The organism is Clostridium thermarum, assembly GCF_006351925.1.
GTDB classification, from domain to species: domain Bacteria; phylum Bacillota; class Clostridia; order Clostridiales; family Clostridiaceae; genus Clostridium_AU; species Clostridium_AU thermarum.
Genome location: NZ_CP040924.1, coordinates 224,646 through 237,500, shown reverse-complemented (window position 1 = coordinate 237,500; position 12,855 = coordinate 224,646). Strand labels below are relative to the sequence as shown.

Here is a 12,855-nt window from a genome sequence, read left to right as displayed (position 1 = left end):
CGCTATCATCACCAGATATTTAACAGCACTATTGCGCTATTACATTTATTAATTATAGTGGTATAATGATTAACTGTCAATATTTTTTTAATAATTTTTTGTACTTTTTTATAATGGCTTTTGTATGATAAATTATTTATTGAGGACATAATAATTAAAGCAATGGTTTATTAGGTTAATGGAGGTTAATTATGCAATTTATACTAACCCTCTTCTTTGTTATCTATGTTTTATTGACTATTACATTGATAATGCTTGAAAAAAAGCAACCAGAAAAGACTATAGCATGGCTATTAGTTTTTATCCTTCTACCTCCTGTAGGCATATTCTTATATCTTTTTCTAGGCCGTAACTGGAAAGTTTACAAACTCCGTGAAAGTTTTTCTCCTGATGTTCAGGAACTCATATTTAATGCTATGCATCGTTTAGAAGGCATGGAGTACTTCCACTTGATTGAACTTCTTGCAAACAACAGTGAATCACCTCTATATGTAAACAATGAAATTACAGTTCTAAAGAATGGCGATGAAAAATTCCACCACCTGAAAGAAGAATTAAAAAAGGCTAAGCATCATATTCATTTGGAATATTATATAGTTAAAAGCGACACTATTGGAAATGAAATAAAGAACATACTGATAGAGAAGGCCAGGCAAGGTGTAAAGGTAAGATTCATAATGGACAGGGTGGGTGCTATAAATATTAAGAAGAGTTATTTAAGGGAATTGGCTGAAGCCGGCGTAGATGTTGTTCAATATTCGTATTTCCTTGCCCCTCTGCTGAAAACTATAAATACTCAAATTAACTTTAGGAACCATAGGAAGATTGTAGTTATAGATGGGGAGGTTGGATTTATCGGCGGAATAAATATCGGGGATGAATACCTTGGCAAAGGAAAGCTTGGTTTTTGGCGGGACACCCATCTTATGGTTAAAGGTGACTTTGTTCTTGGCTTACAGGCAGTATTTATTGATGACTATATCACATTAAAAGACGCAAAGAAAAAAGTATCATTTCATGGGGAAGATTTTAGAGACTACTTCAAGGCTGTAGACAGAGAAGGCGGGAAGATAATGCAGCTAATAAGAAGTGGTCCTGACTCAAAATATCACTCTATAGAGCAAGGTATACTGAAAATGATAAGCTTAGCAAAGGATCATATTTATATAACCTCACCTTACTTTGTTCCCTCAGAAAGTATTCAAGAAGCTTTAAAAATTGCTGCCCTGGGAGGAATAAACGTAAAGATATTATTCCCTGGCCGCTATGATCATCTTCTCGTATACTATGCTTCAAGAACTTATTTGGCCGAATTGTCCAAGTGCGGAGTTGAAGTTTACTTATATAAAGATGATGCTTTTATCCATTCAAAGGTGGTGACCATTGATGGTAAACTATGTACCGTTGGTACTGCCAATATGGATAGGAGAAGCTTTGAACTGAACTATGAAATAAATGCAGTAATATACGATACCGAAATCACTAAGCAGCTTGAGGGGCAATTTACGGAGGACTTAGCACAAAGCAGAAGAGTTCATATTGAGGAATGGGACAATATCTCCCGTCCCCTGAGGGTTTGGGAGTCCTTCTGTAGAATTTTTTCTTCACTGCTTTGAGAATTGTGATGAAAGATTTTCTCTCAATTCTCAAAGCTTTTATTATTCCTCATTACTATAAAATCTGCGGAGTTTTTCCTTCTAAAATTCCACATCCTTATTGTTATATAACCGAAAATAACTTATTATAAATACTGCAGATGTTTGTAACCTGGATAGACTTGAGGTGTAGTATGATTAAGAAAAGTATTGTAAAAGATGTGGCGTCTCTTGCCTTACCTGCAGTAGGTGAGATGATACTATATATGATGATTGGTGTTTTTGATACCATGATGGTTGGACAATACGGGGGAAATTTAGCAGTAAGCAGTGTAGGTTTAAGCGCTGAAATAATAAATACCTTTAGCAATATTTTTATTTCCGTTGGTATTTCCGTAGCCGTTACCTCTCTGGTGGCACGCCGTATTGGGGCAAAGGAGCACAGTAATGCGGAGGAATACGCCTCCTTAGGCTTTATGGCAGGGATTATACTGGCTCTTTGCATATCTGCCTTATTATTTGCCTTTAGCGGCAAGATACTTTCTCTTGCCGGTGCTACTGATGAAGTAATAGCTGTAGGAACTGTATATATGAAAATTGTTTCCTTAGGAATATTTTTCAATATGATGATGAATATTATGAATGCAATACTGAGGGGTTCCGGCAATACAAAGGTCCCTTTGCTGGCATCTCTTGTAATTAACTTTATCAACATATTTTTAGACTGGGTCCTGATATTCGGTAAATTCGGAATGCCGGAGCTGGGAATAAAGGGAGCAGCCATCGCTACTGCTATAGCTCATATCAGCGGCTTTATCTTTATTAGCCTATACATAAGAAGCAAGTCAGCTATAAGTATTCGTCTAAAATACATAAATGGCTTTAGTGTTCATAAGATAAAAGATCTGCTTAAGCTTGCTATTCCCTCTTCCATGCAGGAGGCAGCCTTTAGCATCAGCAGGCTCTTAAGTACCTTTATTATAATGAGAACCGGAACTATAGCCTTTGCTTCTAATCAAATTGCCAATACGGTGGAATCTGTTTCTTTCATGCCCGGTTGGGGAGTTGCTATTGCAGCAACCACACTGGTAGGTCATAAAATAGGAGAAAAGGATTATAAAAAAGCTAAGGATTATGCCAATACTTCAATCTTTATAGGCGTTGTTATAATGCTTCTTTGCTCCCTTATATTCCTGCTCTTCCCCGGCTTCCTGATCAGGCTGTTTATAGGTGAAAGTGAAAAGGAAGTAATCGGTCTTGGAACTCTTTGCCTGAAGGTTGCATCAATTGAACAGCCATTTCTTGCAGTTTCCATGATTGCCGGTGGTGCCTTAAAGGGCTCAGGGGATACAAAGACCCCCTTTATGGTATCTCTTATTTCCTGTTGGGCAATAAGACTACCACTAATGTATTATTTAATATATATCCTGCGCTTGTCTGTAGTATTTGTCTGGCTCATTACTGCAATTCAATGGTCTTTTGATGGTATTCTGCTATTTATCTTGTTTAAAAGAAAATTCAAAAAAGGAGAGGTAAGTCTTGAATCCACTAGCCACTAACGGGTTATTAAACTTTATTGGAACTGGAAGCGCCTTTAATTACAAGCTGGGCAATAACTCTGCCTATATAAAAAGAAAGGATGCTATGGTTTTAATTGATTGCGGCGGCACCGTGTTCCACAGAATTCGGACCTTAGACTTATTGAAAGATGTGAAGAAGCTCTATGTACTAATTACACACATGCATCCCGATCATGTGGGGTCTCTGGGGGACCTGATATTTTATACCTATTACATGAAACAGATGAAGACAACCCTTATCTATCCGGATCTAGGTACCTTGACCCAGTTTCTAAATTTACTGGGGGTGACCTCAGAATTCTATGATACCCAAATTATTAAAGATGGAGTTGGTCTGGTGAATTCATTTCTTGACCTAAAGCTTGAATATGTTGTTCAGCAACATACCTCTCCCCTTAATTGCTACGGATACTTAATTACCCTAGATAAGTACAAATTATTTTACAGCGGAGATTCCAGCAGTATACCTGACAGGGTACTTCAAAGCCTGTCAAACAATGAGATAGACTTTCTCTATCAAGATACCTGTAGCTACGATGGCCCAGATATCCCACATCTATCACTGAATAGGCTGTCCCACATAATAGAGCCGGGCCTGCGCAATAAGGTTTACTGTATGCATTTGGATGATTCCTTTGATCCAAATAAGGCTAAAAGCTTAGGCTTTAACGTAGTGTAGATTCTTATTTAAGTGAGCAATGAGTAATTACTAATTACTCAGGTTGTTGAAAAAGTGGCTGACGCATTAGCAATTTTTAATCGCTAATGCGACAGCCACTTCCATATAATGTTTATCAACAGTCTGGGCTATTTGATATAGCTCCTTTTATTATCCCCTGCTGTTTATTTTGAGGAGTTCTTTTTGAAGATGGAATGTATTTTGAGTTTAATATAAAGTCTTGCTTCCTACTCCTTCTTTTTCTCTTGCTAAAACCTTGCTAAGTCCTTGCAATACCTTGCTTTAAACCTTATTTCTCTTTCACCTTTATGCTACTATCCTAACGACCTTAAACCTACTCCGTCAGAAGTTTATTTGAATTTAGAAGAAGTTTATTTTATTTTGCGGAGCTTTTTTTGAAGGTGACAATATAAACCGTAGTAAGCGCCACCAGCCCACCAGTGGTATCTATAAGAACGTCCACCGCCTTACCTGATCTCCCAGGCACAAAGAGTTGATGAAACTCATCAGTGCAAGCATATAAAAACACTCCAACCAGCGAGTAAATTAAAGCCCTTGTTAGACTATACTTTTCATTAAACACATTGAAAAATAAAATATAAAGTATAAAATACTCAGTAAAATGCGCTGTCTTTCTAATTGCGAAATCCGTAAAAGCCCCAAAGGCCCCATTTAAGTCTATACCTAATAAATCAAATATATAAACGATAAATTCATTATTTTCATTAGAAACATCCGCCGGCTGCTGAGAAAATAAGAATATAATAATCATCCATGCAATCAGTAACAGTACTTTCATTTTCCTTTTATTCATGCTTTGCTCCCTTTCGTGTTGAGAATACATAAGCGGTAAAGCCAAGCTTTTTCTATAGAATTATAGTTGGTTTTGTATTCCAAATTCCCTTGCTATAGTGGATAATGGTATGGTCACTGGAGAATTCCCCGGAATTTGCTATATTGCAAATGCACATTTCCTGCCACTTTGCCTTATCCTTATACAGCTCATTTATTCTGTTTTGGGCATTTACATAGGAATCAAAGTCCTTTAGTACAAAATACTCATCATTTTGATATAGCAAGGAATCATATATCATCTTAAACTCATTATAGGATACGTTGAAACTTCCGTTTATAAGACTATCTACTATTCTGGTAAGTCTGATGTCATTTCTGTATACCTCCATAGCAGAGTATCCGCCATTTCTGTAGTAGTTCAATACTTCGTAGTCTTTCATACCAAAGATTACTATATTGTCATCTCCGACCTCATCCCTTATTTCTATGTTGGCCCCGTCAAGGGTAGCTATTGTTACAGCACCGTTCATCATGAACTTCATATTGCCGGTACCTGAAGCCTCCTTTGTGGTTGTTGAGATCTGCTCGCTGACATCTGCAGCAGGGATTATCTTTTCTGCCAGTGACACCCTGTAGTTTTCCAGAAATACTACCTTAAGTTTGCCTTTTATAGAAGTATCCTTATTAACCTTGTCTGCTACAGTATTAATAAGCTTTATTATCTGCTTTGCAAGATAGTAGCTTGGAGATGCCTTAGCCCCAAAGATAAAGGTTCTTGGCACTATATCCAAATCAGGATTTTCCTTTAGTCTATTGTAAAGGTCCATTATGTGGAATACATTTAAGAGCTGTCTCTTGTATGCATGTAGTCTCTTTACTTGAACGTCAAATATAGAGTTTGGATCTATGTCTACATCGTAGTGTTCCTTCACATAGTTGGAGAAATCCACCTTATTATCATACTTCACTTGACTGATCTTGCGCTGGAAGGAAGCATCCTTGGAAAAGCCCATCAATCTTCTGAGGTCTGTTGGCACGTATATCCACTTGTTTCCTATAGCACTGCTAATAACTGATGCCAGTCTTGGATTTGCTTGGATCAGCCATCTTCTATGGGTGATACCATTTGTCTTGTTATTAAATTTATTTGGATAGTACTGATAGAAATTAGCTAATTCCTGCTTTTTAAGAATTTCCGTATGAAGCTTGGCAACTCCATTTACAGAATGGCTTCCTACTATAGCTAAGTGTGCCATTCTAATATTTCCGTAGCCTATGATGGCCATATTTCTTATTCTTTCCTCATCACCGGGATATCTTGCAGAGAGTTCTTCCACAAATCGTCTGTTAATTTCTTCCACTATCATATAGATTCTTGGAAGTATATTTCTAAACATATCTATTGGCCACTTTTCCAAGGCTTCGGACATTATTGTGTGGTTAGTATAGGCCATTGTATTTGTAGTTATTCTCCAGGCTTCGTCCCAGGATAAACCCTCAGCATCAACCAATATTCTCATTAATTCAGCTACAGCCACTGCAGGATGAGTGTCATTGATGTGTATGGCAATATACTCGTCAAACCTTTGAATAGGCACTCCCAGCTTCTTGAATCTTCTTATTATACTCTGAATACCTGCACTTACAAAGAAGTACTGCTGCTTAAGTCTTAAAATTCTACCTTCTTCTCTTGAATCATCCGGATATAATACTTGGGAAATTGCCTCTACCCAGGACTTATACTCAACTGCCTTTGTGTATTCACCCTTACTGAAGGAGCTAAAGTCAAATTCTCTGCCTACGGGCTCAGCACTCCAAAGTCTTAAAGTGTTTACCGTATTATTATGGTAGCCTACTATTGGAATATCATAGGGTACAGCAATAATTGGCTCATAATTGCGGTGATGGAAGGTAAGCTTATTGTTCTCAAAGGATGTTTCTACATATCCCCCAAACCGAACTTCTACAGCCTTATCTTCTTTACGGGTTTCCCATACGTTCCCGTCTCTCAGCCAATTATCCGGAATTTCTACCTGATATCCGTCTACAATTTTCTGCTCGAATAGTCCGTAGTTATACCTTATACCACAGCCATGGCCGGGTATTCCCAAGGACGCCATAGAATCCAGGAAACAGGCGGCTAATCTTCCAAGTCCACCGTTACCCAGTCCAGCATCTACTTCAACTTCTTCTAATTCCCCTAGATCAATTCCTAAATCCTTTAAGGCCCTTTCGCATTCATCCTTTATACCAAGATTTATAAGATTGCTCATAAGCAATCTTCCGATCAAAAACTCCATAGAAAAGTAGTATACTTGCTTTTCTTTTTTCTCGGTATACTGCTTTCTGGTCTTCATCCAATTCTCCGAGGCATATTCCTTCACTAGTGCACCTAATGCCTGATATTGATGAAGCGGTGAAGCATCCTGTACTTCTTCCGCAAACATTGAGGTCAATTTCTTTTTAAAATCTCTTTTTATAGTTTCCTTATCGATATACATCGTAGCCCCCCTATGTTCTATTCTAAAATAGAAATTCGGGGCATAAAGCCCCATCCAGAAAAATTATTAATTACCTTTTGACCATTTTACATTATACTTGTGTAAAGTTCAATATATTTGTATGCAGATCTGGTCCAGCTATTGTCTTCGTACATGGCTCTCCTTACCAGTTCATTCCACACATCTTTCCTATCATAGTAGAATTGCACCGCACGTCTTATGGTATAGAGCATGTCATGAGCATTATAATTGGTGAAGGAGAAGCCGTTTCCCTCTCCGGAAAATTCGTTATACGCCTGCACCGTATCCTTAAGACCACCGGTTTCTCTTACAATAGGAATAGTACCATATCTCAATGCTAATAGCTGGCCTATTCCACAGGGTTCAAACTTTGAAGGCATAAGGAACATATCTGAAGAAGCATATATCTTCTTGGCTAAACTGTTATTAAAGTAAATATGAGCCGAAACTTTAGACGGATACTTCCAGGCAAAATGCTTCATCATATTCTCATATTTGGGGTCTCCAGTTCCTAAAACAACCAATTGCAGTTCCATTTGAAGGACTTCTTCAATGACATGTTCCAAGAGGTCCAGCCCCTTTTGGTCTACCAGACGAGTTACCATACCAATCATAGGAATATTTCTGTTAACAGGAAGGTTAAGACTTTTCTGAAGCTCCTCCTTATTTCTCATCTTATTTTCTAAGTTTCCGCCATTATAATTAAAGAATAGCTCACTGTCTGTTACCGGGTTAAAGATCTCCGTATCTATGCCGTTAACGATACCCCATAAGTCCCAGCTTCTTGCCCTCAGTAATCCATCAAGGCCTTCCCCGTAGTAAGGGGTCTTTATTTCCTCAGCGTAGCTGCTGCTGACTGTAGATATTTTATCGGCCATAGTAATTCCTCCCTTCATGAAGGACACAGCATCATAATATTTCATCTTGTCTTCAGTGAAATACTCCCAGCCTAAGCCCAGTAAATCACCCAATATTTCCTTGGGGAATACCCCTTGATATTGAAGATTATGTATTGTATATACTGTTTTGATTCCTGAGAATTGTGCATCCCAGCTAAAGTGTGCCTTCAGTATAGGAATAACTGCACCGGTATGCCAATCATTACAGTGTATGATGTCTGGTGTAAAATCGTCCATGAATCTTATAGCTTCCAATATGGCTCTGCAAAAATATGCAAATCTCTCTCCGTCGTCGTAGTAGCCATAGGCATTTTCTCTTTTGAAGTAGTATTCATTATCTATGAAGTAAAAAGGTATGCCGTCATACTCCATATATTGAAGTCCCCCATATTGATTTCTCCAGCCTACCGGCACATTAAAGGTCGCAAGGGTGTGCATGGAATTTCTTAGCTGTTCAGCTATTGTCCCATACTTAGGTACTATTACCCTGGCATCTATTCCTGATTTTCTAAGCGCTTTGGGTAGAGCATATGCTACGTCTCCCAGGCCCCCAACTTTTATAAAAGGGTGGGCCTCTGATGCTGCAAACAATACTTTCATATAATCACTCCTATATATAAGATAATACAGTATAAAACCTAAGCCCTATACTGTATTTCTGTTCTCAATATTTTAACTTCTATAATACACTTACTTTTTCAATAACCAGAGGTATTTCCTCATCTCCTCTGAGTACTTTCTCATTACCTACGGTTATGTTTTTATCAGTAATGATATTAGTCAGTTCTGCACCTTCTCCGATGATAGAATTCTGCATGATGATGCAGTTCCTAACCACTGCACCCTTTTTAATCTTTACTCTTCTGAAGATCACTGAATTTTCTACTGTCCCCTCAATTATACATCCATTTGCTATCAAGGAGTTTGTAACCTTACAGCCTTCTGAATACTTTGTTGGTGCTTCATCCTTCACTTTAGTGTATATGAGTCCGTTGTTAAAGAATAATTCTTTACTAACCTTCACATCAAGACAGTCCATGTTAAATTTATAATAGGATTGCAAGGAGTTTATACATGCAACATAACCTTTGAATTCATATCCTCCTACCTTATATTCGTTCAGGGTTCTATAAATGGCATGCTTTACTTTTCTGCAAATACCTGTGGTTATGCACTTGTATATGAGCTCCACCAACACCTGCTTTTTCATTATGAACATTTCCATGGCAATATTATTGCTGTCGTGTACTCCAACATTCTTCCCCACACTGAGCACTCTATTGTCCTTATCCATATTGAGTACATCACAGTCCAAAAAGTTTACTGCGCAATTCTTTGCCTTCTTGTATATGATTGTTATATCATTTCCGGACTGTTCATGATACTTTACGGCTTCAATGTAGTCTATATTGCATATCATATAGGATGCAGAGAGTATTACGTTATTTTCCTTGCTCAATTGCAGATAATCGATATTGTTTCTGAACATCTCTACATCTTCTAATGACGGATTTCCATAACCAAAATTAAATACAAACATTCCTCCGTTTTTCCTATCCAGGTCCCAGGGCTTTCCTCCACCCAGGTGATCTATTAAAGATCGGGACTTACTTTTTGTAAATACACCTATATTCTGTATGCCTGCATTTACCATATTGGATATTACGAAGTCAATTATTCTATATCTTCCTGCCACCGGTATAGAAGCCACCGTTCTATTCCTTGTCAGATTTTTTATATTTTCTTCCTTTTCATTTAAGTTCAAAATTCCCATATAATCTTTTAACATATTGCCACCCCCAGCTACTCAATAACAGTATCTTTCTTAATATCCTGACCTTCACCGATCAAAGTAATTTTTGAAGAATTTCCAATTTTACATCCTTTTCTTATAGTAGCATCGGAGCCAATTATTGCCCTCTCTATGGTTACATTGTCACCTATCTTTGTATTGGGCAGTATTACGGAATCTATAATCTTGGAATTTTTACCTATATAAACACCATGGAATAGTACGGAATTCTTAACTTCACCAAAAACCACACAGCCTTCAACTACTATTGATTTTTTTACATCTGCCTGGGGCCCAACATATTGAGCAGGTCTGATGGGATTTGCAGAATATATCTTCCAGCTGTTGTCATGAATATTAAGTTCATTATCATCATTTATTAAATCCATATGAGCTTCCCATAAGCTTTCTACAGTACCAACATCCTTCCAATAGCCCTTAAAAGGATATGCTACAAGCTTCTTATTAGCAGCAAGCATATTGGGAATAATATTCTTTCCGAAGTCATTACTTGAGTTTTTATCCATCTCATCTTCTTTTAGATACTTCTTAAGAACCTTCCAGTTGAATATGTATATTCCCATAGATGCAAGATTGCTCTTTGGGCTTTTGGGTTTTTCCTCAAACTCATAGATGTTATTGTCAGAATCCGCATTCATTATTCCAAATCTGCTGGCTTCTTTTAATGGCACTTCAAGAACTGCTATGGTAGCATCAGCACCTTTTTCCTTATGATAGTCCAACATTTTTGAATAATCCATTTTATAAATATGGTCTCCGGATAATATAAGAACATATTCTGGGTCATATATGTCCACAAAACCGATATTTTGATAAATAGCATTAGCTGTTCCCTTATACCAGTTTCCACCCTCTTCATTCATATAAGGTGGCAATAAGCTTACTCCTCCGTTTCTCCTATCAAGATCCCATGGACTTCCTATGCCTATATGGGTATTTAATATTAATGGCTGATACTGGGTTAGTACTCCTACTGTATCTATGCCGGAGTTGGCGCAGTTACTGAGGGCAAAGTCTATTATTCTATACTTCCCTCCAAAAGGTACTGCAGGCTTTGCAACCTTTTTTGTCAAAATCCCTAACCTACTGCCCTGGCCTCCTGCCAGTATCATAGCAATCATATCTTTTTGGGCCATATTTAATCCCCCCACTATATATTTATTATAAATTTGAAATTTTTTTAATATTCAATTTAAGTATATTATACATTATTTGCAATAACTTTCATACTGTGTTTTTATAAAAGCACCTTCTTATATTATGCAAGCAATAATGATTGTATGAATGCTTTAAAGAAACCTATCTTCAGTAAACTACACTCCAATTATTATTGACCTCCCCGTTAATATTTCTTCTTTCAATTATATAATTGGCAATGAGCTCTGATACATCAGTAGGAATATCCTTTATCACGGGCTTATCCTTAAACATTTTATACTCGCCTCCTCCCGCAGCCCTGTAATTATTCATGACAACCTCGTATTCCTCTTCCATATCCAGCTGTTTACCACGATATTTCAAATCCTCTATCCTGTTTCCCTCTTCTTTGGATATATTTATTTTATATTCAATGCCCTCCCACATATCGTAGTTATAATGGTGAAAGGCATTAATCCCATCCTTACCTTTTACTCTGACTGCCTTTCCATCATATCTTTCAAAGTAGGTTGCACTTCTTTCCAGGGCGTCCTTAATGTCCCTTCCCTTGACCTTTAGTACCCTCAGGGTATTGGGATATATATAATTTGAAACAATATCCCTCATGGTAATTTTCTCTTTTATGCTCTTAACATCTTCTATAAATAATGAAGCACAGGATATAGAGGCCCCGGAGGCTTCCATCTGAACTTTATTTATTAATTCTACCAAGGGAGTTTCCCTAAGCCTAGCCTCTATGGGATTTGTAATTTTCATGCCACCTCTTATTGTCCCTATAGGTTTATCAAGCCATTGCTGAGTATCTCTCTCGTAATTACTTATAATAGCAACTACCCTTTGATCTACCGCTGCCTCCTTAACAGGCTCAACTCTGGAGCTTTTACTTTTAACCTTCCATTTGTCTTTACGCTGCATAGTTATATTTACAATTCCCAAGTACTTGCCATGGCTGCCCGGCTGGAGAACTAGAACATTATTAATCAGTTTATTCTCTATAACTCTATGCTGATGTCCTGTTAACAATACATCTATGCCTTCAACATTTTGACAAATCTCATAGGCCTCATTTTCCCCGGTTATCTTCCCTATGGGCTCACCACTTTCCAGATCTTTTTCAAAACCCCCATGATAGCAAACGATTACAATGTCTACGTGCTCAACCTCCCGCAAATGTCTCACCCACTTTTGTGTTGCAGTAACAGCATCTTCAAATATAAGACCTTGGATATTCCGATAATCTTCCCAACAGGGAATATATTGTGTGGTTACACCCAATACTCCTATTTTTATACCGTTTTTTACTTCCTTAATAAGATAGGGTTTACCGAAATAGCATTCCCTGTCCTGGGAGTTCAGAATATTGGCTGTAAGCCAAGGGAATTTAGCTTCCTGCTTTGCCCTGTTTAGAATTTCTGTTCCATAATTAAACTCATGATTACCTACTATTAAAGCATCATATTCTAGATAATTCAATATTTCTATAATAGGATTTGGTCCCTCATTATTAATCTTGCAGTAGTGATATGTAAGGGGAGTTCCCTGAATCAAGTCACCGTTATCGATCAATAAATCTATCCCCTTCTTTTCGCGGATTTTATTTACTAAGGCCGCTATCTTAGCCAATCCATGGGGCTTATAACTATTGTCATTATAACTTATAGGCAGTACATTTCCATGTATATCACTGGTCATTACTATTGTTAACCTGACACTGTCCTCCTGCTTCATGATACACCTCCTGATTCAGTGCCTTTACTATAACCTTTTCATGGCTACCGGCCCGTTCTGATAGTAGTCACTGCTAAGTACTTTTC

General features: G+C 37.6%; 9 protein-coding genes and 1 rRNA gene (1 of these 10 cut by a window edge). 3 read left to right on the top strand and 7 right to left on the bottom strand.

Features of this window, described 5'->3' with window-relative positions; all coding sequences use genetic code 11:
• A 5S ribosomal RNA gene (gene rrf, locus FHY60_RS01050) occupies positions 1-16 on the bottom strand (it extends 101 nt beyond the left edge of the window).
• 175 nt (positions 17-191) lie between these two features.
• Here rrf and cls point away from each other — a divergent pair.
• The 3 genes from cls (at position 192) to FHY60_RS01035 (ending at position 3,854) form a co-directional block, all read left to right on the top strand.
• Positions 192-1,616, top strand: a complete 1,425-nt coding sequence (cls, locus tag FHY60_RS01045) for a cardiolipin synthase (protein WP_139902342.1) — start codon at positions 192-194, stop codon at positions 1,614-1,616.
• Between the two features lie 173 nt (positions 1,617-1,789).
• Positions 1,790-3,154: an MATE family efflux transporter gene (locus FHY60_RS01040; RefSeq protein WP_139902339.1), complete on the top strand. Its 1,365-nt coding sequence runs from the start codon at positions 1,790-1,792 to the stop codon at positions 3,152-3,154.
• On the top strand, positions 3,135-3,854 hold the full coding sequence (locus FHY60_RS01035) for an MBL fold metallo-hydrolase (RefSeq protein WP_139902336.1): 720 nt from the start codon (positions 3,135-3,137) through the stop codon (positions 3,852-3,854). Before FHY60_RS01040 ends, FHY60_RS01035 begins: the two co-directional genes overlap by 20 nt.
• Positions 3,855-4,230: 376 nt before the next feature.
• Here the strand turns inward: FHY60_RS01035 and FHY60_RS01030 are convergent, their stop codons facing one another.
• The 6 genes from FHY60_RS01030 to FHY60_RS01005 all read right to left on the bottom strand — a co-directional run bounded on the left by FHY60_RS01030 (position 4,231) and on the right by FHY60_RS01005 (position 12,769).
• A complete protein-coding gene (locus tag FHY60_RS01030) occupies positions 4,231-4,668 on the bottom strand; it encodes a VanZ family protein (RefSeq protein WP_139902333.1) in 438 nt (145 codons plus the stop codon).
• Between the two features lie 52 nt (positions 4,669-4,720).
• On the bottom strand, positions 4,721-7,150 hold the full coding sequence (locus FHY60_RS01025) for a glycogen/starch/alpha-glucan phosphorylase (protein ID WP_139902331.1): 2,430 nt from the start codon (positions 7,148-7,150) through the stop codon (positions 4,721-4,723).
• Between the two features lie 86 nt (positions 7,151-7,236).
• On the bottom strand, positions 7,237-8,670 hold the full coding sequence (gene glgA / locus FHY60_RS01020) for a glycogen synthase GlgA (protein WP_139902328.1): 1,434 nt from the start codon (positions 8,668-8,670) through the stop codon (positions 7,237-7,239).
• Positions 8,671-8,749: 79 nt separating this feature from the next.
• A complete protein-coding gene (gene glgD, locus FHY60_RS01015; RefSeq protein ID WP_139902325.1) occupies positions 8,750-9,859 on the bottom strand; it encodes a glucose-1-phosphate adenylyltransferase subunit GlgD in 1,110 nt (369 codons plus the stop codon).
• 14 nt (positions 9,860-9,873) lie between these two features.
• Positions 9,874-11,019, bottom strand: a complete 1,146-nt coding sequence (locus FHY60_RS01010; protein WP_139902322.1) for a glucose-1-phosphate adenylyltransferase — start codon at positions 11,017-11,019, stop codon at positions 9,874-9,876.
• A 169-nt stretch (positions 11,020-11,188) separates the two neighbouring features.
• On the bottom strand, positions 11,189-12,769 hold the full coding sequence (locus tag FHY60_RS01005; protein ID WP_139902318.1) for a bifunctional metallophosphatase/5'-nucleotidase: 1,581 nt from the start codon (positions 12,767-12,769) through the stop codon (positions 11,189-11,191).
• Positions 12,770-12,855: the final 86 nt, after the last annotated feature.

Coding starts and splice junctions, on each gene's coding strand:
- cls (WP_139902342.1), top strand. CDS start 192: ATGCAATTTATACTAACCCTCTTCTTTGTTATCTATGTTTTATTGACT.
- FHY60_RS01040 (WP_139902339.1), top strand. CDS start 1,790: ATGATTAAGAAAAGTATTGTAAAAGATGTGGCGTCTCTTGCCTTACCT.
- FHY60_RS01030 (WP_139902333.1), bottom strand. CDS start 4,668: ATGAATAAAAGGAAAATGAAAGTACTGTTACTGATTGCATGGATGATT.
- FHY60_RS01025 (WP_139902331.1), bottom strand. CDS start 7,150: ATGTATATCGATAAGGAAACTATAAAAAGAGATTTTAAAAAGAAATTG.
- glgA (WP_139902328.1), bottom strand. CDS start 8,670: ATGAAAGTATTGTTTGCAGCATCAGAGGCCCACCCTTTTATAAAAGTT.
- glgD (WP_139902325.1), bottom strand. CDS start 9,859: ATGTTAAAAGATTATATGGGAATTTTGAACTTAAATGAAAAGGAAGAA.
- FHY60_RS01010 (WP_139902322.1), bottom strand. CDS start 11,019: ATGGCCCAAAAAGATATGATTGCTATGATACTGGCAGGAGGCCAGGGC.
- FHY60_RS01005 (WP_139902318.1), bottom strand. CDS start 12,769: ATGAAGCAGGAGGACAGTGTCAGGTTAACAATAGTAATGACCAGTGAT.